The following is a 24,555-nucleotide window of genomic DNA, read 5'->3' on the forward strand; positions in this document are numbered from 1 at the left end:
ATAAATAACCACTTGATCATTGTTTGATCTTTATTGACTAATTGCATCAAACAAACATTCATAATAATTTAGTTAGTAATCATTATTAATTATGCTTAGTTAATCAGTCTAATGCAAAAAAGATCTTCATATAAACATAAATAATCATAAATTCATTAATTTATTTATCAAGGTTTATTTCTTTTATAACTTGCAATGACTGTACAGTTGGAATTGACAACTATCTTTGCTTTGCACTCTAAGCGTGTGATCAAATGAAGGGCAAAGTCGCCGTACTCCTAAGAATTAAAGTGGGTGCAACAAAGTACAAAGGTAGCATTTTCACCAAATGTTAAAGAGAGGTTTTTATGATTGGTTCAAGAGAAATTATTACAAAAACTTATAATTTACAGTTTGTTGCGCGAGCAATTAAACAACTTGCTAAAATTTTATTGCTGATCTCAATTACTTCATGCGGTGATGAAGTTAATTCAATTCCTCCCAATAAAATTACTTCTGGTCCATACATTACTCATTCTGCCGAAGCTTATGCAGTAGCAGTAGTTGCTGATGGCAAAGCATCTCCATTAGTAGTTAGCACTGACGATTATCAAGGTGTTGTAAGGGTTGTTGGTGATCTCCAAGCCGATATTGAACGAGTAACTTCCGACAATGTTAATTTAACTACAACCACATTGCCGATATCTAGTCCCGGCCAACATACTATTAAATTCTGGATGGTTGACACTGGAGTGATCTTGCAAAAAATAGTTGTCGATACTGGAACTGGCGAGCTTAGTGAAAGTTATTTTGGCCCCCCAGAAAGCATGCGCATGCAAAAACAAATATTTTAATACAGGCGATACAGATATTTATTTTTTAAAAATAATGCGAGCAGGTTATCTCTTTTAAGAAACAAGGAGCCAGGAGCCAGAATTCAGTATTCTGACTCCTGACTTCAAAGATACTTGAATAGTTGTAATTTTTTTACTATTACAAACAACCAACAATATACCCTGATGTGTAATTGAGTTATTACCAGCTTAATCTCATTATACTTATGGTTAAAAAGGAGGGAATTATGCTACTATCATTTCTTACTTGTCTTGCTTTTGCGGTTCCTCACTACAATGCTTTAACTTTACCATGTACTGCCACCAATAGCTGTCTTAATGAGCATTATCAGCTTAAAAATGATATGTTGGTTTCATCACTAACGCTGGTTGCTGCTAATGATAAAAAAACTCCAACTAAAAATACTATTAGTGCACCACAACCCAGCAAAATCACAGAGCGCCCGATTAATGCTGCTAGAGGCGGCATCATTACTGGCATGGTAATTGATGGCGCAGGCTATCTTATGTTTATTATTGGCGGTGCTTTAAGTAGCAGTGATCTTGCTGTAAGTATGGGATTAAGTGCTGGTGGTTCTTTTGTATTAACCATTGGCAGCTTCGTTGGTACAGCAGCTTATACTAGCAAAACCAATGCATATCGTAATGCTGGTTTCGATGTTTCTAACGTTCCCTCGGGCAAAGCTTGGGCGCTTACTCTAGCTTCAGCCGGGTGTACATTGGGTGGCAGTATTTTAGCCCTTACCGCTGGTGGAGATAGTTTAGCCATTGGGTTGATCTCGTATTGCATTGTAATAACTGGCGGCGTTCTTGAAATTACAAATTATTTGCAACGCAGTAATGATTGGGAGAGAGCATTAGCCGAAGCGCCAGTGGCTACAACACCGACTTCTTTTAATTGGCAGCTATTACCTACAGTATTGCAAGACTCATCGCAATCAAAAGCAAAACTTGTACCTGGCTTGGCATTAGTTATGCAATTTTAATCTATCACAGCTATTACTATACACTTAATAGAAATTTATTCATCTTGCTTAGCCTTCTATGACTAAATAATTTTGTTATTGTAATAACCTTCAATTTTAAATTCCGTACCTATACCATTTGAGAATATGCGCTAATTTTTCCAATAAGCTTTCCTTTTTTTGCTGACTTATTGATAACCCGCCTCTTAGTATTTGGGATATTTCACATCCTGTCTGATCTAATTTCGCAATTTAAATAACAAAATATATTTTGGCTTCGTAATAGAATGGCAGGAGGATGTTATGCGAAACAAATTCAATTACATCATTATAAGCGTTTGTTTTTTTTCATGGATTGCAGCATGTGGTGACGAAAATTCATCAAACAACAAAAATGCATGCGAACAAGCATGTGATAAACTTGTCGAATGTTCACCAGGCTCAATTTGTACAGTTACCTCAGGTCCTTGCGAAGGAGACGCCTTGAGTGTGGCTCAATGTATCAATCAAAGTAGTTGCGATAATTTAGCAGCTTGTATAATTGACCAAGAATGTTCTGAATCCGATAAACGCTGCAGCGCCAATAACGTTGAAACTTGCACTAATGGTATATGGGTAGTCACACAAAATTGCACTACCTCCAGTACAACATGCCAAGACAATGGCTCATCTGTATCATGTCAAACGACAACTACTACTCAATGTACTAATGGTAAACAACGTTGCTCGGCAAATAACGTTGAAACCTGCAGTGCTGGAGTTTGGAGTGTTAGCTCTAATTGCAGCAACTCAAGCCAAACCTGTGTACAAGTAGGTGATAGCGCAAGTTGTACTGGTGGCGGCGGTGGTGGTTGTTCTACTACTTGCGACAGTGGCAATAGTTGCATTGCTGAATGTGCATATGGTTCTTGCGACTCATGTATTGAATCTGGCAGTTGTCATGCCAAATGTGTTGGCGGTAATTGTGAGCAAACCTGCAATGGTAATGCTAGCTGTAATTATGAATGCTCTGGTGGAAACTGCAATATGTCCTATAACGACAACACCACGGCCACCGCCGACTGTTCTGGTGGTAGCTGCAATATCATTTGTGATGGCAATGCCTCTTGCGGCTCTTTAACCAACTGGGTCGATTGTTCTGGCGGTCATTGTAATATGCAATGCTTAGGTAACGCTAAATGTTATATGGATTGTCCGGGAGGACATTGCAATTTTGTATGCAATACTACTTCGGGTATCTGTGTTACCGATTGCGGCAATAACAATTGTACTGGGCCATAATTAAGCAATACTAATCTTTAATTACAATTTAAAAAAGAAAACTTATTTCAAGTAACTACTCTGGGGATTGCCCCGTTTAACTTGGGTTTTAGTAATTATGAATGTTAAACGTATATCCTGGCGTCAATTATTTATTGCAGGGTATTTTGCTTTTGCTCTAAATATCTTACATTTACTTATCGTCAAAAGCGCCAGGATATACGCGATGTCGTGGCTATGTGAAAACCCTGAACGCCTTGAGAAATTTCGTCAAGGTGATGAGCAGACCCTAACAGAGGTTTACTATCAATACGTGCGAGAAGTTGCTGGGTTTCTCCGTGCTGGCTTTACCTTTAATTGTAATGGTCGTAGCTTTCGCTTTTGTGGTTGTCATACTCCTTTTGAACTCGATGATTTTTTACAAGAAACCTTCTTACGCGCTTTTACCCAACGTACCCGAGAAACCTACGATGGCGTACGCCCATATCGTGCTTACTTATTAACCATTGCTCGCAATGTGGCTATTGATCGTTTACGCCATAGCCAACGTTGGTCACGCTTATTTGTACCTATGTCTACGCAGACAGCCAATAAACCCCAACCAGCAGAGGCGCCAATAACAACTTCGCCCGAAAAAATTCTTGTTTCAAAACAATTATCAAAAATCTATCACAATTTTAAAGCCTCACTGATTGAACTTGACCGTAGTGTTTGCGAACTTCGCTTTGAACAATCGCTTACCCGTAAACAAACAACTCAACGCTTGGGACTTTCTGCCATGCAGTTGCGAGTACGTGAACATCGCTTACGTACCAAACTGCTTAAACAGCTTGGCAATAGTGGCTATGAACCTAAAAGAGAGCTTGCATCTCTATGTATATAATTATTACTGGAGTTTGAATCATGTCTGCCTTTTGTATGCTCTCTCGTTTTATGACCCGGCGATTATTTGTAACTCGTCAGGCGCGTAAATCTGGTATGTTCTGGCGTCATTTACAACGATGCCAATCATGCGCGACTTATTACGACAAAATGATGATGTTAGAGCGGCATATATCAGCACCTAATGCTGATGCAATAACTACACCTGCAGACTTAGAATTTTCAGTAGTTCTTGAATCGGTATTAAAAAAAACACGTGCTAGTACCATAACTGCCAATAAGCTACAGTTTCCACACTTACGAATACTTATACCAGCGGTGGCCTCAGCGGCAGTGGCGCTAGTTGCAGTGATAATGCTGTATAAGCCGACAACGACAAATGACACTTGGACTGTACGCGATGCGGGCAGTAATAATTTTGCTATTCGTGCTTTTTGTGAAACCAAAGATGTTAATGGCCAGGTCACTATTAATTCATTATCTGAAACTGCCGACACTAACAATTCAACTATCTGTGCTAATGGTGGTATAGTACGTTTTGCCTATATAGCAAAACAAGAAGGAACCTTAACTGTTTTCGCTATTAACTCTGCCAACAAGGTTATCTCAATAGATTCTATTATTTCTTCAATAGAAAACAGCGGACCTTGGCATTTAGCAACAGCATCAACACTAACTCCTTTAAGTTTTTCAATAGACAAGAAGACTTTAACTCCCAATAGTGAACTTTTGACCATAAGATTATTATTTATTTTTGGTACTTCTGCTATTGAGTTGCATCAAATTCAAAGCTGTGATGAACAACATCACCATGATTTTAACACATGTGCGTTATTACATAATTTTGTAGTGATTGAACGGAAGTTTTCACTTAAGTAAAGATAATAATTAATTTTAAGAGTGTTTGTAGTTTAAAGGTGTTAACATGCAAAATTATAAAGGTTTCTCACAAATTGCATTATTATTAAGCCTAAGTTTAAGTTTATTTCTAATAACTTGCGGTGACGAAGGTATAAAATCTGCTAGTTTAAAAACACAAAGTTCATCAACGACAACACCGCAGTGTCCAGATAATCTATGTAATGGTGATGAGACCTGCTCAACTTGCCCACATGACTGTGGAAGCTGTGATTCGGCTTGTGCCTCCTTGGCGCCAATATGCGCACAGTGCCCTAGCGAGGGGCAGCTTCCGTATTTAATAAAAAGTGTCTGCCAAGCTGCCGTAACTGTCGGCGATCCTGCTTCTTGTCAGAACCTTCTTGATGATGATGATATTAAACAATATTGTATGCAGTAAAACGTGATCGATTATGAGCAAAAATATGCACAGTAATTATTCTGCTTTCGTTATAACAATATATACAATACTTGCGATTTTAATAATGCCCTTTAATGCCGTAGCCAATTCTGCTAAGCAAAATAATACTGAACGCATCGTTATTATTGTTGGTAATAATCATAGCCTCGATTCAAGTATTGCTGATTTACATTATGCTGATGATGACGCTTTATTATATTATCAATTATTTATTCCCTATGCTGATGGCACTTATCTCTTATCGCTACTCGATGATTCTAGCCAGGCTCGCTATTCAGAATATTTAAATAAAGCGCTACCGCCAACTCGCGCCAATCTTATTGCTGCTTTAGCTGACGCCTTTGCACAAATTAATACTAGTCACCAAAAAAGCAACGTTCAAAGCGAACTGATTATTATTTTCGTTGGTCATGGCGTTTTAGATAATGCCGGAAAAGGTTTTCTGCACTTGCAAGATAGTTATTTTACTCGGGATGATATTTTTAAAGAAATCATTTCAGTATCACCAGCAAGTAATACCCATATTATAGTTGATGCTTGTCACGCGCTGTCGATGGTTGCGGGTAGAGGTGAATCATCTACGCATGTGTCTTTAACAGCTTTTAGTCGTTTTCTAAGCGGCAACGAACTCGAAAACTATCCGAATGTCGGTGTTCTAACTGCTAGCACTAATGAACAAAATACTCATGAATGGTCACGGATTGAAAGTGGCGTGTTTTCATTTTTAGTTCGCTCAGGCTTACTTGGGCCGGCGGATATCAACAATGATAGTTTTATTGAATATAGCGAGATCGCAGCTTTTGTTGCATCAGCAAGCTCGCGGTTAATGCAAGTGGGTAAAGAAATAAATGTTTTTGCTTGGCCTCCTGCTCGTAACCGCCGTATACCCATATTAAATTTTAAACATGGCAATAATATACGTTTAGTACAACTTGGCCCCAAAATTAGCGAACGTCTTTTTTTAGAGGCCGCCAATGGCGCTATTTGGGCCGGACTGCATCCGGCAGGCGAATCACCGCTTACTTTAGCCTTGCCACAAAAAATAACTTTTTTCTTACGTGGTGTAATTGCAGAACAAGTTATTCCTTCAGGTAAAGACGTACTAAAGGTAAATGAATTATCTATGCCTCTTGCACAATTACATAAGCGTGGGGCTACCGAACAGGCTTTTGAGCAAAATTTATTATCCACCCCATTCAGTCAAGGTTACTATAGTGGTTATGTAAGTCAGCGGCCTGGGCTTATCGCGGTTGAACTTTCACAAAAACCAGCATTAATTGCGGCTAATACCACCAATAATTCATCTAATGTATCTATGCTTAAAAATGCAATTAGTCAGAGTTCAAATGATTTCTGGCAAACTAGAAGCGGTTATATGTTATCGCGCTCACCGCTGGTATATTCTCGATTGGTTCATGGCGCTTTATTCGAACTTACTCAACCAATTACGCCAAGTTTACGTTTTAGTTATAACCTTGAATTTGGTATTGTCCCACAAGACGGTCGTAAAAGTCAGCTCTTTAATTCTGCCTTAACCATTGGGCTAAATTATGAAACAGCATCTATTGGTCCGCTGTATGCTCTAATGTCAGTTAGCGGTGGATGGGGTTTGTGGCTAGTTAATGGTAAGACTTCTTCAAGTGCTGATTATACTGTATGGTTAGGGCGTTTGTGCTTAGGCGCAGGCGTTCATTTGTCACCAAAGACTTCCCTTGAACTTATTGCTGGCACGGCAGTGTATTTTGTTACTGTTGATAGTAAAGAAAAGACTCGTTGGGCGCCCCAAGCCACGCTAGCTTTTAGCTGGAAATTATAAATTGCAGTTTGTTTAGTTTTTAACATTTTTTAAAGTAGACGTAAGCCAATAAAAACTCCTACCAACAACGATACTAAAATGCCAATTAGAATTTTTACGTAACTTTCAGTTTTATTTACTAAGGCATTAGTCGAATTATTATCACCTTTCGATAAGATTTTATTATTATCCGCACCTTCATTTTCAAGACTGAGGCAATCGCTTAAACCTACAGCAACAATATCAATCATACGCTTGGTATTACTATTTAGCATAAACGCCAATGGTGCATTATATAAATTGCCACGCACTTTCGCTATACGCAACACCTGGAGCGGTTCGTCAAAACGATCTAACTCTTTTATACGCAATAAATCTCGTAGTACTTGCTCGGCACTACTACCTCCTAAAACTCCAAGTGCACGTATAGCAAAAATCCAACGAAAAGTTTCGCTTTCACTTGGCCGCGCTGAAATCTCATTGCGTAATTGGGCGATAAATTCAGGTAAAAGTTGGTCTGAAATCTCTGCCCAATGATGACGTGCTTTTAATCTGACCTTTGCAGTACCTTGCAATCCAAAGGCCTGTATGGCCGCAATTTCATCAGCAACAGCTTGTGACTCTAGTAGTTTTAATAATAATGGTACTGATATGTTGGCAAATTCAAATGATAAAACATGCATAACATATGCTGCTGGTTTTAACTCATTTTGCATTTGCTTAACTATAAACTCAATTAGCACATCACTCTCTGCTTCAATAGTTACTTGCAAGGTTTGCTTTATCACAGCAAAAGATATCTCATTACTATCAATTGACAGATTTTTTATCATTTTATTTTGTTCATCATTATTAGCTAAATGATTATATAATATTGCTGGATTAATTTGCTCAAGCGTTTTGCTTTTCTCTGTCACTAGCATACCAATATGTACTCTACTTATTGCTACCGTTAGATTGTTATGCACCCGCAAAGAACAAGTTAGATAATTTTCTTTTTGCGAAAATTTAGGAGCACAAAACTGATCCGTTAAATAAATAGCGGCTAACGGTTTAGTAACATCTTTTGCAGCCGGAGATAGCGAAAATAAAAAGTTGGTGCCTACTATGGCTAAAAACAGCAGTTTCAAAATCTATCCCTCAATAATAAAAAGGCGTTTAGCATACTCTATCATTATCTTTAAAAATGCTATACGTTAGTCATAAATTAGTTAGCGGCTACCTGAAATCATAATTAGTTTTCTTCGAGGATTACAATGGTAGTTATTTATAAACGCACATTTTCATTTGTGTCTTTGCTCAGCTTGGCAAGTCTACAGATGTTTTTTATTTCAGCATGTGACAATCTTAACTCGTTAAAACGTTCACTAAAAGGTGAAGATCGCTGCGGTTTTGAACTCGAAGTACAACCGCAAAACGGAATTACTATTTGGCTTGATGGTGTTCAAGTGGCAATAAAATCACCGTATTTAGCTAACAATATTACGCCAGGTTCGCACCTATTAGAAATAAAAGCCGCAGGCTATTATCCATTTAATTTACCTTTAAATTTACAAATTGGTGAGATCATCAAAATCCCAATAGCCCTTCGGCCAACTTCGCAACCTTTGCCCTCGTCGCATCCACACCAAACTACTGCTAAACCATTACCTGATAGCTATAAACCAATTAAACTAAATTGCTCTACTTCACCTAGTGCTATTGTTAAATTAGATGGTGCGCCGGCTAAAAAGTGCAAACTTCGTTTTAAACATACTAATGGGTCATTACACGCCGGCGATTTACATTTAAATTATCGAATTAATGCGCCAGGGCAGCTTGAATTTTCATTTACTAATGATGATGCTGCTTGGATGCAAAATAAAAACATCATTAAACCCGGCGAATATTTTCAATTACAAGCTAAATCAACTCGGATAACTCGTGTAGCCGCCGATGGCGCCACCCAAACGTTAGTACTTAAAAAAGGTAAATAGGTTTTGGGATTATACTTAGAATAAAAACTTTATCTAAGAATTTATCTTAATTTATGTTTGCAACTATCGCTTGACTCTTTGAGTTCGGCATATACCATGGTATTGTGGTTCCAATTATAACCACTATAAGCCTCAAGTTTAACTTCAGTCGCAGTTACAACATCACCAGGTTTAATATTTTGTTGGGTATCATAACATTTATCGAAGGCTAAAAAGGCCCATTGAAACCATCCGGAACCTGGGAAATATGAATTCCACCGATTATAATAACGACAACGCACCTCATCACCTGATGGAGTAAGCATAGATAATTCAGCCCAACCAAATGAAGCATGCCCATGCTTAACTGGCAAAAATGCCGGTATTACCAAATCAGCCGGACGGCAAAGGCACTTTGCTTCGCTCTGCCAATGTTTAAACCATTGCCAGTGATGATGTTTTTCTTTATGTTTAGCTTTAAGTTTTACCTTTATACATTTACCGCAAACTTCTGGTTGACCACCATCAGAGCATGTTGTTTGAGGTGGTATATCACCACAACTACCATCTGGATTGGTGGGACCATAAGGGCATTCATCACAAGCATCACCAACACCATCTTCATCGCTGTCTAACTGATCAGGATTTGTTACTAATGGACAATTATCGCAAGCGTCACCAATACTATCTTCATCATTGTTGGCTTGATCCAAATTTTCAACATTAATGCAGTTATCACAAACATCGCCAACCCCGTCATTATCACTATCAACTAAATTTTCACTACTAAATAACGGGCAGTTATCACAAGCGTCACCATAACTATCAGTGTCACTATTGGCTTGATCAGCATTGGCTACTTCGCTGCAATTATCACAAGCGTCACCAACACCATCTTCATCGATGGTATCTTCTTGGCCAGGGTTATATATACCTGGACAGTTATCCTTATCATCGCAGACTTCGTCAGCATCACTATCACCGCCCGAATCGGCACAAGGATCAATTGGTATAAACGAAACTTTACTAACATAAATATCGGCATTACTGATTTCAGGTAAATAATGCCAAGCAACTAAATCACCCTTGATGTCAGGCCAAGTATCTAAACCATTATGGGCGCTAAGTTGATAAATCTCGCTAGTATTTAAACGATATATCCATATTTCATGATCTACTTCATGATTTTCATGATAATCAGATTCAAAAACAACTAAGTCACCGTCGATTGCTGGCAATAAATTAACCGCGTTATTATTTACAATTGTACGATGTTCTTTAGTAACATAATTTAATACTTCAATAGTTGTAGTCGATGATTGCACCCGTTGTGACTGCCAAATAATCCAATCACCACTAACACTAGGACGTCGCTCATTTACATCAGGCTCAGCGACTAAAACATCTGGACCGTTGCCACCGACAATATCGTAAACAAATATATCATACTTACCGTCTGCAACAATTTCCCATACGACATAACGATCTGAAATATCGAAACTAATTCCTTCGGCACCAGGATAAGCAAGCTCTATAGGTGTAGCAACGCCATTGGTAGTTAATTCGCTAATATCGAGCAATTTTAATACTGCCGCTGTCCTAAGACCTTCTACAAATGCAACATAATTACCTTCAATATGGGCGCTATAGGCAGTATGGTTGTCAGTTAAAGTGTAATGGTCGCCGGTGCTAATATCATAAAGCTCAATATCGCCAAGTGTCTCAATACCGTTAGCGCCAAGTTCAGTCCAAAATTTGGTATAAACAATATAATTTCCCGAAACATCATTTAGCCAATCATCAGTTAAACCTTCGCTAACTACAACCTGACTACCATATGGTGCGCCATCACTATCAAGTCGTTGAAACACAATAGAGCGAGGACCGAAATTAGAATCATTGTCCATAGTTTTGGTACTGAAAACAACAATAGGACCAAAATCGTCAGACCCTAAGGTGGGCCGCTCTTCATAATCATTGAGCGTTTGCGTGATTTCATTTTCTATGATTTCTAATTCGTCCGCAGCGCTGACTGGCATTGCAAAAATTACAACTGCAAGCGTCAAACACCACGATAATTTATATGACACTACCAAAATTTGATTCTTAATGAGAGACATCATCGACAGCCTCTTAACTAACGTGTCTCCACGCTAGTCCTATAATGATTGTGAGCGCCAAACACGCATCTGTCAAAGAAAAAAACCAATATTTTTAAGTAAGTAAATGTATGTCGTCCTTACGAATATAACCGTTGCCATACATATTCAAACTTAACAAACACAAAACCAGACTCACAAAATATAGCGACAAACTGGCTGTTTAATCGTTGTAGCTTTTGCAAAATTCACTATAACTTTACTTAAAAATAACACAAATTATCTCATCTTGGGAGTAATTACTTCCACATTTCTGGGCTAGTTTCGATCTTTTGGCTTGGGGCTTTAGTATACAATTCGATCTCTGGTGAAGTTTCTGAGCTCTCGCGGCCAACAACATCTGTGACTCGCAATTGGATACGGTTTTTTCCTTCTTGAAGATCAACTATTGTATTAAATCGACCTTGCTTGTCAGCCCAAATCGTTTGGCCAGCTACCCGAATCCTAGCACCGACCGAAGTTGCACCACTAATTAGCTGATGTCGTTTTGACGTAGTTGCTATCGTTGGCCATCGCACCTTTAATAATAGTGATTGCGGCACCGAAGCTGGTTTAGAAGGTTTACGTCCTGCACCTGCTATACTGTAAAAACCTGCATTAATATTAACCGTTTCGCCGTTAGCTGCAACCGTAGCACTGCCTTTAGTAACTGCTGTACGCAATTCACCATTCGCATCAACGCTAACAGTCAATGCACCATCGCCAGTTTCAGCTACAGCTTCACCATTGCGATTTGCTATCTGTAAACGAGGGCCTTGTTCGCTTTTGACATTGGCCAGCACAACACCTTCACCAACAAATAAACGGGCCAAATTGGGGCCAATATCACCTAAACGAATATCTGTACCGGCAGTTACGTTAATATGTAAATCTTTGCCAACCAATAATTCAGCTTTAGCTCCTTCACCTGTACGTAATTGAGTGCCAGGTAGTAAACTTTGACCTTTTATAGTGGCTTGCCACTCATGATCACGAGGTCGCACTTGTACGTCGCCGCTAATATTTAACAAACGCGCAGTTAATTCTGCTGCAGGTGAAACAAAGACCGGATTATTTGGATCTTGTTGCACCTGCCGCCTTGAAATAACAAACAAATACGACAAAACCACAATTATGCAGATAATCAGAATACCAGTAACAAATATGAGATTGCCGCGTTTCACTGGGACCAAGTTTAACGCGAATTACAGTGGCCGTCGCGGGGAGAAATGTAAATAATTATTAAAACTGATTTGTTTATTTAAGCTTTCTTAGAGGCTACAGCCTTACTAGGACCGATACGATCAAGCAGATTGCGGGTAGTAACACGATTGGTGACTAGCCGTTTAGCCTTTTCATCGCGGTTTTTCTTGGCAATTTTATCGGCAACAAACATATTACCGCTACCATTAGCGATCTGCGCATTTAACATATTAGCACTGAGAGAGCTGTTTAAACTCATCGACATCATGTTGCCAGGCATCATACCATTTGCGTGTAAATTGTTTGCTATCATAGTAACCATCCTTGATTATTTTGTTCATGCATTAATTATCGGCTGGATGTGTTAATAAGTTGCGAAAAAAAAATCTATTTAGGTTGCTAAAATATAAAAACAGCAAGTTGATATTAAAGATCCTCTAAATATAAAATAATCTAAAATTATCAATAAGTTATTAAAACAGACAGGCAATACTGGAGCCGCAACTAATGAAGGCCATCATAAACACCCTTCACAGTTGCCGCCATCAGTCTCTAACGGAGCTCAAGTAAGACCGCATGCCATAGAAACCCATAGCGGTGCTGATGATACCGAAGAAACAACTGCAACTGATGATAATAGCAACCAAGCAGCAGACGAGACGCCTGCTGAAACTGATAAGCGTGTCGCTGAAGATCCAATTAAACAAAAATATAAACATCTAGCCATCTCAGTATCTACTCAAGGGATAGTACTAACCTATGATAAAATTCAATTTGATCATTTTGGTGTAAAATTGCAGCAAACATCTGTTACACCAGAAGGATTGAGCACCGCTGCTAAAATAAATTCTACTCATAATAATAGAGATGCTGTGCCAAAGAGCCGCAAACTCCCACCTAAATTAAGTCTGTTACATACAATTTTAACAACTGGTGAAAATTTATACTGTACTCTCACTAAAGCATTTCATAATAGCAAGAGCGTAAATAGCTCTGCTGCTATTACCAGCGGTAAAGTAATATCTACTGAAGCGGCAATTGTTATATGTATAATGTTGATGATAGCAAGAGTGAAATAAATTCATCATTCTAGCAAAATTCGCCCTATTTTGTTCATTACTACTAATAAGGTTTTGAGACTATTGCTGTATCGACTGCTATTGCTATACATGATAGCGCACTTTGCGGAGATTAAAAAAAGATGCCGGTCAAAATTCCAGACTCGCTACCAGCGCGCGGCGTGCTTGAAAGCGAAAACATCTTTGTGATGGATGAACATCGCGCTACTCATCAAGACATTCGCCCTATTCGTATTGCCATACTTAATTTAATGCCGTTAAAGATAAATACTGAAACCCAACTACTACGGCTACTTGGCAATTCACCACTGCAAGTTGAAATCACTCTGCTGCATATGGACTCGCATCAGTCTAAAAATACTCCTGCTGAACATTTGCTCGAACATTACGTAACTTTTGCCGAAATTCGTGAGCAATTCTTTGATGGTTTTATCATTACTGGTGCTCCGGTTGAACAGTTACCATTTACTGAAGTTGATTATTGGCCAGAATTAATTGAAATTATGGACTGGGCTCGCTCGCATGTCTACTCAACTTTTTATATCTGTTGGGGTGCGCAAGCCGGTTTGTATCACTATTATGGTGTACCAAAATATCCATTAATAGCAAAAATGTTTGGGGTATTTTTACATAAAATCAATGTTCGTTACGAACAATTATTACGTGGTTTTGATGATAATTTTTACGCCCCCCATTCTCGCCATACTGAAACTAGGCGTGAAGATATAATCGCTGTTCCTGAATTAGTACTACTATCAGAGTCAAAAGAAGCTGGCGTTTATATTGTGATTTCGACTGATCGTCGCCACATTTTTGTTACTGGACATTCTGAATATGACCCTTTAACCTTGCAGGCTGAATATATTCGTGATGTTAGTAAAAACTTGCCAATTGCAGTACCGCGTAATTATTTTCCTGATGACGATCCAACACTTGAGCCTATAGTGCGTTGGCGTGGACATGCTAATTTACTTTATAGCAATTGGCTGAACTATTATGTTTATCAACAAACACCGTTTGATCTGCAACAATTACCTGAAAACCATATTTCTAGAAGGTCTCCCTAATTACAAATAATTTTTTAAGGTGGACAAATTGATGTTCAGCGCTATCAAAATTTAACGTTTAACGTTAATATATTTTTTATTAATATCATTTTAATGTAATACCTAATTGATTTTAATTCAGCCAATCCGGCAAACGATTAAAAAAATCGTGATATGGTAAGATTTTTATATCATCTATTTCATAAGCTTGAGGTTGGGTATTTATAACAACAAGTTGAGTATTAGGATGTTCGTTTGCAAAAGCTCTTAGCCCCGATAAATCGCGTCCACCTAAACGACTATTAGTTTTTATTTCAATTGCTAAACGAATCTCTCCATGTTTTTCAATTAATAAATCAACCTCAGCGCCATGATTTGTCCGCCAATAAAATAGCTTAGATTCGTCACGCATGTAGTTAAGCTTACGAAATACTTCTAATATTACAAAATGTTCAAATAATTTGCCGCGTAAAACCGGGTTAATTTTAGCTGTAAGTCGACCACATAAAGCATTTAATACACCTGTATCAAAAAAATAAAAACGTGGATGCGCTATCAAACGAGCGCGTAAGCTACGCTTATAAGGTTCAAGTAGTAACCCAACCAAAGTATCTTTTAGGATTCCATAATGTTCCTGAACAGTTCTATTGGCTATCCCAGCGTCACGTGCTATTGCACTATAATTTAAAATATCGCCAGATTGCGCGGCTGCAACATCTAGAAATCTAGCAAAACCTCCAATGTTTCTTACTTAAGATGGCTTAAATAATTAAATCATATCAAGCCACTACTCGTTTTTTGCGTAGTGGCTCACCCGCCGATGAAATTACCTGCCCTAGCTCTTTGGTGCTAGCACCGAGCTTTAAAAAAGAGCGAATTAAGAGGTCTAAAGAAACCGTATGATCACCGGCTTCCATTTTAGCAACCCTTGATTGGCTAGAATCAAGCTTACTAGCTACGGCATTTTGACTTAGCCTCATTTTTCGGCGTTTTGAAGAAAGAGCATGAGCAAGCGCCGCTTTAACTTCGACATATTCGGCTTCAGATTTGCTTAGGTCTAAAAACTCAGCAGTGCTACCAATTTTCCATCCTTGTTTTTCCAAAGCTTTTCGTTTGCGCTCATCCATGTCTTACTCCTACTAAACAGCTTGGTCGTATAATTTCAAACGTCTTTTACACGTAGCGATGACAGTCTTCGGTGTTTGCTGAGTGGTTTTGGCAAATACCTCCAGAATCACCACTGCGTCTGAATCAAGCCGGTACACAATGCGCCAAATACGATTACTTTGGTCATCATTAATTCGCAGCTCATGGCACCGACGTCCGATGCTGGGTATGGGCCTTGAATCCGGCATAGACAACATTTCGCCGTGTTGTAACCTCCCCGCAACAGTACACCTGCCGCTATTCTAGCTTCTTGCGAAAACGGTGGGGTTTTTACCTCGCCATGTAGCCAGACTAGCGGTCGTTCCATTACTAAAATATTATGTCAGTTCTGACATAATTATGCAACCAATATGTTTGGACTCCGACGATTATTATGTGTACCTACAAAACGTATCCAACAAGTTTGAATTGTATACGCTATACGAACAACTAGACGATACTCATTTCCTTTAATATTAAAAACGACACGGTTATTATTAAGAATACTTGCAGTTGTGAACATCTTTTTAATATCCGTTGGCTAAGTGAGCTTATTCGTAATCGTGTATATTAAAATCATATGATTTATTTGAAACAGCCCCTTCACACAGCTCACAGCCATATTCATTTCATGCTAATAACACCGGCCGTTGCGGCGTTGATGTTTCTTGAACCGGAGCTACCGGCTTACGTGGCAGAGTTATAATAAACTGACTTCCAATATTAATTTTGCTTTCTACTTCAATTCGGCCACCATGATCGGCAATTATACGATAGGCAACCGAAAGACCAAGACCAACTCCTGTCCAATTAGTTTTGGTAGTAAAAAACGGATCAAAAATTCGGGACAAATGCTCTGGATCAATGCCATGACCAGTATCGCTAACGGTGATCTGAGCCTGGTCACCTAAATCCCTAGTGTGTATGGTGATCTTGCCTCCTTCAGTCATCGCATTTTTAGCGTTACTTAACAGATTAATTAACACCAATGCTAATTGACCGGCATCTACAGTGATAGCACCTGCATCAGCAGCTAGTTCACGCACTATCTCAATGCCACTTTCAGTAATACCACTACCCATCAATTCTAGCACTTCTTCAACTAATTCATTTACCTCGATAGCGTTACGACCAGAAAGACCTCGTTGAGAAAAACGTAATAAATTAGTGGTAATCGTGCGACAACGTTGAGCTGCTTCTTCAATACGTTTTAACGATGTATATTCAGTATCTTCTGCTTTAAATTTTCTAAGCAATAGCTGTACATAACCAAGAATACCGGCGAGTGGATTATTTACCTCATGCGCTACACCAGCTCCAAGTTGACCAATAGCAGCCAACTTTGATTGTAACAACAACTGGGTCTGCGCTTGTCGTAACTCGCGAGTGCGATCATCAACTTTGGTTTCAAGAGTACGTCCCCAAGCATCGATTTCACGCAATGAATGGTCAAGCTCAGATGCCATCGAATTTAGCGTTTTCGCTAACTCACTTATTTCATCATTACTATTTACTTTAACTCGCTCGCCTAACCGCCCAACCGCAAACATTCTGGCACCCTGCATTAAGCGTAAAAGTCGTTGCCGCAAACGACTGGCAAACAATAATGCGGTTAACGCAACCACTAAAGTTGTAATACTTATCCAAGTAAGCATGCGCATACGCATACGCCTGGCATCAGCAAAGGCTACACTTTCAGGTTGTTCAACCACCACCCCCCATCCTAAATTTGCCACCCGCGCAAATGAGGCGGCCCAAGAAATATTATCTTCAGTATGATTTAGGCTCCCCCTATTTTGGCCACCTTTTAAACGTATGATTGCAGCATGTTGTGACAAATCTGTACCAACCGCTAAGGTTGGATGGGCAATAACACGACCAAATCGATCAACTACAAATAAACGTGAGTTAGCGCCGGTTTCAATATCCACCCCACCTAAAACATCTGAGGTTAGCTCAAGTTCAACTCCGGCAGCGGCAAGCGGTTTTCCCTCAGGATTTGCACAACAACCAACTGCCATAGCTAAGCGGGCTGGCCCACTTGGGGGAAAATAAACCGGACTTAATAGCACTTGTCCATTGTTGACTGATTCTGACCATGCAGCAGGCAAATTATCACGTAAACGCTTAACCGCATCATTGGCGGCAGTAAGTGACAACTCATCAGCATTTATCGCACTCGTAACTGGGCGTACCAATAACTGGCCATTAGCATCTAAAAACACTGAAGCGCGAATTGCTGTTGCCTGTCGATGTAAAAGACGTAATAAACCCAAACGTTCTGCCGCTGATAATCGCAAAGGATCGGTAAGTTCTAAGGCGGTTACCGCACGCTCACCAATTTCGTTTATCGATTGTTCAATGCTAGCCGCTACTGCAGCGGTGGCGGTACGTTGATGCGCCTCAATGCGAGCACGCATGCCATCTTCACCCAAGCGTATTAAAGTAAAACCGCTACTAGCCAGTGGCAATAATGCTACAGCTAAAGCATATAGCACTAGCTTTTGAGTAATGGTCACTGTGTCACTCTTAAAATTGAAAGAAACTCATTATCATTCTCAGTTAACAATAAAACTTTGGTAGTAATTGTTGGTAGTGCTAGCTGACGAGAACCAAGAGCAATATATCCGCGCTCACGATCTTCTTTGCGGCAATACAAACGTACTAAGGTTTCAAAACGAGCTACAAGCTCATCTCTTGCATGCTCAAGTATTGTTTGCTCCCCACAACATAAAAAACCATGGCTTAAAGTAATAATAGCAGCAGTTTCATGTTCTGTATCACTATTTTCGCCGTTTACCATACGAGTAATCTCAGGCAACATGCTAGCTAATAAGTCTGCTGCTCGCGATGCTCCATAAGCAGCTATGAAACCATCCCAATTATTTAATAATATTGCCAAACCAGCCTGAACTTTTTTTGCGCGACTACGCCGCAAAAATGCTCTTATAGCAGCAACTCCGGCACTGCCACTAACATCGCTGGCTAACATCTCGAGTATATCCATTGGATTTCCCGTTGGTAACTCGCGTGCATAATCGGCATTATTATCAATGACCATTTGTACACCTAAGGCGTTAAGCGCAGTTTCAATAACTTTCTGCTCTGGTTTTGCTGAAAATATTAGTCGTGGCGCGCCGAACCTTGCGATATTAAAAAGAGTATCACCTATAACTTGTACATCAGAACGAGAATAGTGCTCAAGCTTAAGGACGGCATTACCTAAAATTTTACCACTGGTAGTAATAACTATATTACCACTAGTATTTTCAATATCGAGATGATCTGCCTTAGCTAAAACTGGCGGCAAAAGTTGCACTGGTAAACCACAACGACTTAATTCTGCCATTAAAGCAATACGATTATAAGAGTTATCAGCATGAACAAAAAGTGGTTGAAGTAATTCGATTGCAGTTGTTGCTGCTTGAGGCTGTATTGGCAAAGCTATCCAAAAACTTGTATGATTATCATTGCTTTCTACTGTAATTAATCCTGCATGAGCATCAATAATTCTTCGACAAATAGCTAGCCCCAACCCGCTTGAATGACGACCGGGACGCAACGGCGGCATAGTTCCAAACCGATCAAATATTGAAGTCAAATCTTGTGGTGAAATAGAGTCGGCTATGTTGTGCACGCCAATAATTATAGAATTTTCGGGGGCACTTGATTTACCCATCTCAATAGTAATACTTGTGCCAGAGTGCGCATACTTCACTGCATTTGACAATAAATTACTCAGAACTTGCTCAATACGTATAGTGTCGACTTCTAACTCTAGCTGACTATCTATTGATTTAATATCAATAGTTAGTTCACTTTCAGTAGCTGCAGCAGCAAATCGCGCTGCTACTTTTTGTATCAATTCACCAATATTTGTAAGGTTACGCTTTAGCACCATACCACCAGCAGCGTATTTCTCTATCTCTAGCAAATCGTCAACTACAGCATGTAAAGTTTCACCAGCTTGTGCGGCACTAATTAAATACTCTCTTTGTTTATCACTCAACGCACCAGCAGCCTCGTGCAATAGTAAGTCAAAAGTTGCGGCAATAGTTGATAAGGGCGTACGTATTTCATGTGATACGGTACTAATAAAACGCAGCCGTTGTGTTTCGCGCTCTTTTTCGGTGGTTAAATCACGAATGATTAACACAAATCCGTTAGAGGTATTGCTATTACTTCCATTACTAACATTAGCAATAGAGGCTGCTTGAACTTGTAAAGTACGTGACCCATAGGTAACTTCATGACTCCTTTGACCAACATTAGTAAACATTGCTAACGGCGAATTACCGAAATTTTGCCATAATGCTTCGGCAGTAATACCTGCGGTAGTCAGCATCCGCTGTGCACTTTGATTTGCTAATTGCACTGTACCATCGTCATCAAGAATAATTATCCCTTCTGTTAATGATTCGATGGCATTTAAAACGCGATGTAGCCTATGTTCGGTAACATCATGAATTTGATGCAATACTTCAGCCGCGCCATTTGCAACACTATCGAGTAGTTGCGTAACATCATCAGCAAAAGCTTCACTTTTAAAACTTTGCAAAACCATGATGCCAACAGTACGACCGCCTAGCTGTAAAGCTACCTGAGCTTGACTTTCTATTAACGCATATTCGACCTCATTTATTTGACAACTCGAAGCCGGAAGCAAACGAGCTTCATCAAGTAATGGACCACCTGCATATTCAAATAAGGCTAAAGTTTGATCGCGTAATTCAAGAACATTACGCTCATTAACCGCAACCGTACTGGTTAGCTCTAAAGTCGGAGCTCTGTTTTTGCTGGTAACTAAAATCGCCGCTAAATCAAAATTAACCACATCATGCAAACGGGTTAGCAAAACACGAGCGGGATAATAAGTTGAGCCTCGCGCTCCAGCCGCAACTACTGCTTGCAAAATTTCTAAAGCGTGCAAACGTTGCTCACGCTCAGCTACCAAATATAAATTGTCACGACTAAGCTGACTGCGTTGAACAGCTTGATGCAATGTCAATACTAAATCGTGATGTTCCCAAGGCTTAGAAATAAAACGAAATACTTGTCCATGATTTATGGCAGCGATGAAATCTTTGGGGTCCGCATAAGCAGAAAGAAGAACCGTGACTATATGTGGGCATATTTCGCGAGCTTTTGCCGCCAACGCCACTCCAGTCATACCCGGCATGCGCTGATCGGCAAGTAATACCGCAAACTCACGTTGCATAAGCAAACTTAAAGCTTCATTTCCAGAACTCGCTATCGCCACATCAAATTGCGGAGATAAAGTTTCATTTAGCAATTCAAGAACGAGGGCGTCATCATCAACAACCAAAACTGCTGCGCGATCTTTCACACGAACTCCCCTAACCCGGGTAATTCACTAGCCACTATCAGAAATTCATTATGCGTTTTTATTGCAGTACTTAACAGCAAATTTGCACTTTATTGCGTAACTCTTAACAGTTTATCAATTTTAGTATTTTCAAACACTAAAACACTATATGTATCGACAAAATTATTATTTAAAGCAATGTTGTATTGAGGTTTTACTCGGTTACTACCTTATGCGCAAAAAAATAAAGGTGATTGCATGAACACAAAAGCCGAAAACCAGCATAATTCTTCATCTAGCGCCGCATTAAATTTAGTTACTGCTTTTCATGCAACATGCTCCAAATTTGGTGATAAAACTGCGGTCAAAAGTAAACGTACCGGTTCTTGGCAAATGCTGACTTTTAGCCAATTAGCAAAACGGGTGCGTAATTTAGCCAATGGGTTTATCTCTTTAGGAATTAAAGCCGGTGATCGTGTTGCAGTACTAGCTAATACTGATACTGAGTGGGTTTTAACCTACCTAGCCATATTAAGCGTACGCGCTATTGCAGTACCTATTTACCAATCAAATAAAGCCTCTGAATGCTTGCACATTATCGAAAACTCGGGTGCGCGCTGGATCGCTGCTGATACCTCTGAGCAACTGAATAAGATTCGTAGCATTATTGAATCATTATCAGAAGTTGCAGGATTGCTATGTTTGCTTGGCGGCGCCATTCAAAAAAACGAACATAATCTTTGTGATCTTGAAGACCTTGGTCGCCAACATTACCAATCAAGTAAAGCAGAGTATGATAATAGTATAAAAGAGATAAATACTGATGAATTAGCATGCATTTTATACACCTCTGGAACAACTGGACTCCCCAAAGGTGTCATGCTTACGCATAATAATTGGATTTTTCAAGCAAAAGGCGTTAAAAATATTAATCTGCTTAATCATGAAGATATCTTGATGCTTTTTTTACCACTTGCTCACTCTTTTGCCCAAGTAGTTATTGCAGCGTGGACATACCTTGGTTTTGTGCTTGTATTCCCTGAGTCTATAGAAAAAATCATTGATAACGCGGCTGAAAGCCAACCTACAGTAATACCTGCTGTACCTAGAATATTTGAAAAGGCTTTTGCTAACATAGTTCACAAAGGACTAGCACAACATGGATTAAAACTATCACTTTTTAAAATGGCGCTTTCTGCTATTGATGGTTATGCCGCATCATGTGAACAAAAACGTAAATGTACCAGCTTAAAATTTCTACTTAGCAAAATACTTGTCTATCCCAAGTTGGCAAAATTATTACGTGAACGTTTTGGTGGACGTGTTCGCCTGTTTGTATCTGGCGGTGCTCCTTTAGCTCCAACAATTGGTCATTTTTTTGATGTATTAGGAATAACCATCGTAGAAGGTTATGGTTTATCAGAAACTAGCGCTCCAGTTTGCGTCAATTTACCAGAGCAAAATAAAATTGGTACTGTGGGGCCAGCCTTTCCTGATGTTAACATTGTAATCGCTGATGATGGCGAGATCATGGTGAAAGGCGGCTGCATCATGAAGGGTTATTGGAATAATCCTGTTGCTACTGCCGAAGTTATGCAAAATGGTTATTTTGCTACTGGTGATATCGGTATGCTTGATGAGGACGGTTACTTAAAAATTACTGATCGTAAAAAAGACATAATAGTTACGGCTGCTGGCAAAAATGTCGCACCACAGAATATTGAAAACGCACTCAAGACCGATAGCATTATTTCTCAAGTAATGGTGCATGGCGATAAACGAAAATATCTTACAGCTCTGATTACCCTTAACGAAGAGGTGGCTTTGCGATGGGCGGCCAAAAATAACCTCCCAAACTTATCCTTAGCAGAACTCGCTATTCATGCGGTAATGATTGCGCATATGCAAACATTAATTGACAATGTAAATTTAAAACAAGCAAGTTACGCTGGTATTAAACGTTTTATTATTTTGCCCCAAGACTTTTCGATTGAATCAGGGGAGTTAACCCCGACCTTAAAAGTTAAACGCAAAGTATGTACTGAAAAATATCAAGCTATTCTTGATGAAATGTATCGAGACTAAAAAGTGACTATTTTCTCAAATCAAGATATACAATCTATTATAATGAAATACGAACATCACGAAACTGAAGAAATTTGGGAAAATGATAATTGGAAGCTCGATATTAAATCATCAGGACTTGTTTATTCCTACAGTGTCGTTGGCGTTTTTGCTGTTGAGGCCGTACGCGTAATTTTTCAAAGATTTGAACAATTTTCAAAAAATCACCCCTCACCATATGAAATATTCATTAACTTAGCCGGTTTAAAATTAATAGATCATGATGCTCGACTTGAGTCTATTGAAGGATTAAAACTTCGCCGAAATGTACTTTCTGCCCTTCATATCTTAGTAAGCTCAAGTAAGATAGCAATGGAATTGGCTACTTTAGAATTACTCACTGGCATAAAGATGATAATTTACACAGATAGATCGCTGTGGAACGTAAATTATGAAAATGCCAATACGCGTCAAAAAAAATAACGCCATTTTTCTTGAACGGCGCTAATTTTAAACTTAAAAATTAGGACAACGAATGAGTCCCCAGGATACAAATACTAAGCAAAATTCGACTTCGATGACTTCAATGACTTCAGTATCATGGGCAGGAAACCTCGGTCGAATCATCGGAATAAACGCCGAATATAGTCGCGGCGTACCTGAACCAGCATACTTTGTTAAAACTCTAGCGTCGCACCATGCGATGGTCCTAACTGCGGAGGCATATGTAAATGGTATTACCGATCAACCGACTGTCGCACTTGATCCAATTATTGTCGAAGTACAAAGTGATTTAGGTACTAAAGATGGCTCTTTGTTTATTCATCGTTTAAATAACAATGAAGAGTGCCGTCGCGTTAATAACAATATTAGAGCGTATTGGGATATTGCTCCTATTATCGTTAATGCTGTACCTGGTCGATATCATTACCAGTTTCGTTTTTCGGCTGATAGTGGGGAAAGTTGGTTGATTGCTCCCAAGCAAGTACAGCACCTTGTTGTTGCTGAAGATTTAAAAGATGTTCCGGTAGAGGCACTAATAGAAAGTTCTGTTCTTTTTAAAGTTGGTGAAATTACCCCTGAACGTATTGGCTGGCTTGGCCCCGCAACTGTACGTACAAATCGCGACCACCCTCCTCAACCATTACCAGCAGAAGTTAATTTAAATTATAAAAATAACTTAGAGCCCATCTTTTTAGAGGTGGCTTTGCAAGTCTGGGTTCCCAGCGTTAGTAATCGCGCTGATCTTACTCCCGAAGAACACACTTTAGTTCTAAAACAATTAGGATTACGTATTGAAAGCCCGTTTTTTATTGGTAGCGGCAGTGAAGCTTTAGGTTTTGCCGGTAAGGCTGGCATACATGAACATGATGACATTGCTCGCTTCTATTTATCGCAATATCTTGAAACACTGAAAAAAAGTGGAGTTCCCCCTCCGAGTTCAGGTAATTACCCGCTTGATGTCTTCGCCGGAGAAAAACATCTCGGAACTATTCAATTGCATTGGAAATACGAATAGTACTAGGGAGGCCCTATTAAAGTTTC

Annotated in this window: 22 protein-coding genes and 1 pseudogene; 13 read left to right on the forward strand and 10 right to left on the reverse strand. The window is 39.3% G+C overall.

Going from position 1 to position 24,555, the window contains the following annotated elements; genetic code table 11:
- Positions 1-347: 347 nt before the first annotated feature.
- From JW841_14740 to JW841_14770, 7 genes are all read left to right on the forward strand, one after another.
- Positions 348-833 carry a hypothetical protein gene (locus JW841_14740; GenBank protein ID MBN1962191.1) on the forward strand — a complete coding sequence of 162 codons (486 nt, stop codon included), beginning with the start codon at positions 348-350 and terminating at the stop codon, positions 831-833.
- 227 nt (positions 834-1,060) lie between these two features.
- On the forward strand, positions 1,061-1,819 hold the full coding sequence (locus tag JW841_14745) for a hypothetical protein (GenBank protein MBN1962192.1): 759 nt from the start codon (positions 1,061-1,063) through the stop codon (positions 1,817-1,819).
- Between the two features lie 282 nt (positions 1,820-2,101).
- A complete protein-coding gene (locus JW841_14750) occupies positions 2,102-3,079 on the forward strand; it encodes a hypothetical protein (GenBank protein MBN1962193.1) in 978 nt (325 codons plus the stop codon).
- Positions 3,080-3,284: 205 nt separating this feature from the next.
- Positions 3,285-3,941, forward strand: coding sequence for a sigma-70 family RNA polymerase sigma factor (locus JW841_14755; GenBank protein ID MBN1962194.1), 657 nt, complete (start codon positions 3,285-3,287; stop codon positions 3,939-3,941).
- A 20-nt stretch (positions 3,942-3,961) separates the two neighbouring features.
- Positions 3,962-4,819: a hypothetical protein gene (locus tag JW841_14760; GenBank protein MBN1962195.1), complete on the forward strand. Its 858-nt coding sequence runs from the start codon at positions 3,962-3,964 to the stop codon at positions 4,817-4,819.
- A 46-nt stretch (positions 4,820-4,865) separates the two neighbouring features.
- Positions 4,866-5,237, forward strand: coding sequence for a hypothetical protein (locus JW841_14765; GenBank protein MBN1962196.1), 372 nt, complete (start codon positions 4,866-4,868; stop codon positions 5,235-5,237).
- 85 nt (positions 5,238-5,322) lie between these two features.
- On the forward strand, positions 5,323-7,074 hold the full coding sequence (locus JW841_14770; GenBank protein ID MBN1962197.1) for a caspase family protein: 1,752 nt from the start codon (positions 5,323-5,325) through the stop codon (positions 7,072-7,074).
- A 29-nt stretch (positions 7,075-7,103) separates the two neighbouring features.
- Here the strand turns inward: JW841_14770 and JW841_14775 are convergent, their stop codons facing one another.
- On the reverse strand, positions 7,104-8,183 hold the full coding sequence (locus JW841_14775; protein ID MBN1962198.1) for a hypothetical protein: 1,080 nt from the start codon (positions 8,181-8,183) through the stop codon (positions 7,104-7,106).
- 126 nt (positions 8,184-8,309) lie between these two features.
- Here JW841_14775 and JW841_14780 point away from each other — a divergent pair, with 126 nt between their 5' ends.
- Positions 8,310-9,029 (forward strand): hypothetical protein, encoded by a 720-nt coding sequence (locus tag JW841_14780; GenBank protein ID MBN1962199.1) that lies wholly within the window; start codon positions 8,310-8,312, stop codon positions 9,027-9,029.
- 41 nt (positions 9,030-9,070) lie between these two features.
- Here JW841_14780 and JW841_14785 read toward each other — a convergent pair whose 3' ends face one another.
- The 3 genes from JW841_14785 to JW841_14795 all read right to left on the reverse strand — a co-directional run bounded on the left by JW841_14785 (position 9,071) and on the right by JW841_14795 (position 12,662).
- A complete protein-coding gene (locus tag JW841_14785) occupies positions 9,071-10,915 on the reverse strand; it encodes a thrombospondin type 3 repeat-containing protein (GenBank protein MBN1962200.1) in 1,845 nt (614 codons plus the stop codon).
- Between the two features lie 491 nt (positions 10,916-11,406).
- The gene (locus JW841_14790; protein MBN1962201.1) at positions 11,407-12,330 is read right to left on the reverse strand and encodes a hypothetical protein; all 924 of its coding nucleotides are present in this window, start codon (positions 12,328-12,330) and stop codon (positions 11,407-11,409) included.
- A 77-nt stretch (positions 12,331-12,407) separates the two neighbouring features.
- Positions 12,408-12,662, reverse strand: coding sequence for a hypothetical protein (locus JW841_14795; GenBank protein ID MBN1962202.1), 255 nt, complete (start codon positions 12,660-12,662; stop codon positions 12,408-12,410).
- Positions 12,663-12,885: 223 nt separating this feature from the next.
- On the opposite strand from JW841_14795, the gene JW841_14800 reads away from it, so the two are divergent.
- Both JW841_14800 and metA read left to right on the forward strand, forming a co-directional pair.
- Positions 12,886-13,428 carry a hypothetical protein gene (locus tag JW841_14800; protein MBN1962203.1) on the forward strand — a complete coding sequence of 181 codons (543 nt, stop codon included), beginning with the start codon at positions 12,886-12,888 and terminating at the stop codon, positions 13,426-13,428.
- 122 nt (positions 13,429-13,550) lie between these two features.
- Entirely contained in the window at positions 13,551-14,495 is a 945-nt protein-coding gene (metA, locus tag JW841_14805) for a homoserine O-succinyltransferase (GenBank protein MBN1962204.1), read from the forward strand.
- A 112-nt stretch (positions 14,496-14,607) separates the two neighbouring features.
- Here metA and JW841_14810 read toward each other — a convergent pair whose 3' ends face one another.
- From JW841_14810 to JW841_14835, 6 genes and pseudogenes are all read right to left on the reverse strand, one after another.
- Entirely contained in the window at positions 14,608-15,081 is a 474-nt protein-coding gene (locus tag JW841_14810) for a DUF4143 domain-containing protein (GenBank protein ID MBN1962205.1), read from the reverse strand.
- Between the two features lie 172 nt (positions 15,082-15,253).
- On the reverse strand, positions 15,254-15,601 hold the full coding sequence (locus JW841_14815; protein MBN1962206.1) for an XRE family transcriptional regulator: 348 nt from the start codon (positions 15,599-15,601) through the stop codon (positions 15,254-15,256).
- A 12-nt stretch (positions 15,602-15,613) separates the two neighbouring features.
- Positions 15,614-15,948, reverse strand: a pseudogene (locus tag JW841_14820) (type II toxin-antitoxin system RelE/ParE family toxin).
- A gap of 30 nt (positions 15,949-15,978) precedes the next feature.
- Positions 15,979-16,143, reverse strand: coding sequence for a type II toxin-antitoxin system HigB family toxin (locus JW841_14825; protein ID MBN1962207.1), 165 nt, complete (start codon positions 16,141-16,143; stop codon positions 15,979-15,981).
- 106 nt (positions 16,144-16,249) lie between these two features.
- On the reverse strand, positions 16,250-18,139 hold the full coding sequence (locus JW841_14830; protein ID MBN1962208.1) for a HAMP domain-containing protein: 1,890 nt from the start codon (positions 18,137-18,139) through the stop codon (positions 16,250-16,252).
- Positions 18,136-20,967: a response regulator gene (locus JW841_14835; GenBank protein MBN1962209.1), complete on the reverse strand. Its 2,832-nt coding sequence runs from the start codon at positions 20,965-20,967 to the stop codon at positions 18,136-18,138. The genes JW841_14830 and JW841_14835 overlap by 4 nt, the downstream gene beginning before the upstream one ends.
- 237 nt (positions 20,968-21,204) lie before the next feature.
- Here JW841_14835 and JW841_14840 point away from each other — a divergent pair, with 237 nt between their 5' ends.
- Genes JW841_14840 through JW841_14850 form a run of 3 tightly spaced genes read left to right on the forward strand, consistent with a single transcriptional unit; the run spans position 21,205 to position 24,529 of the window.
- On the forward strand, positions 21,205-23,031 hold the full coding sequence (locus tag JW841_14840) for a long-chain fatty acid--CoA ligase (protein ID MBN1962210.1): 1,827 nt from the start codon (positions 21,205-21,207) through the stop codon (positions 23,029-23,031).
- A 3-nt stretch (positions 23,032-23,034) separates the two neighbouring features.
- The gene (locus tag JW841_14845) at positions 23,035-23,493 is read left to right on the forward strand and encodes a hypothetical protein (GenBank protein ID MBN1962211.1); all 459 of its coding nucleotides are present in this window, start codon (positions 23,035-23,037) and stop codon (positions 23,491-23,493) included.
- Positions 23,494-23,545: 52 nt separating this feature from the next.
- A complete protein-coding gene (locus tag JW841_14850; GenBank protein ID MBN1962212.1) occupies positions 23,546-24,529 on the forward strand; it encodes a hypothetical protein in 984 nt (327 codons plus the stop codon).
- The last annotated feature ends 26 nt before the right edge of the window (positions 24,530-24,555 follow it).

The sequence above is a fragment of the Deltaproteobacteria bacterium genome, assembly GCA_016931625.1.
Taxonomy (GTDB): Bacteria; Myxococcota; XYA12-FULL-58-9; order XYA12-FULL-58-9; family JAFGEK01; genus JAFGEK01.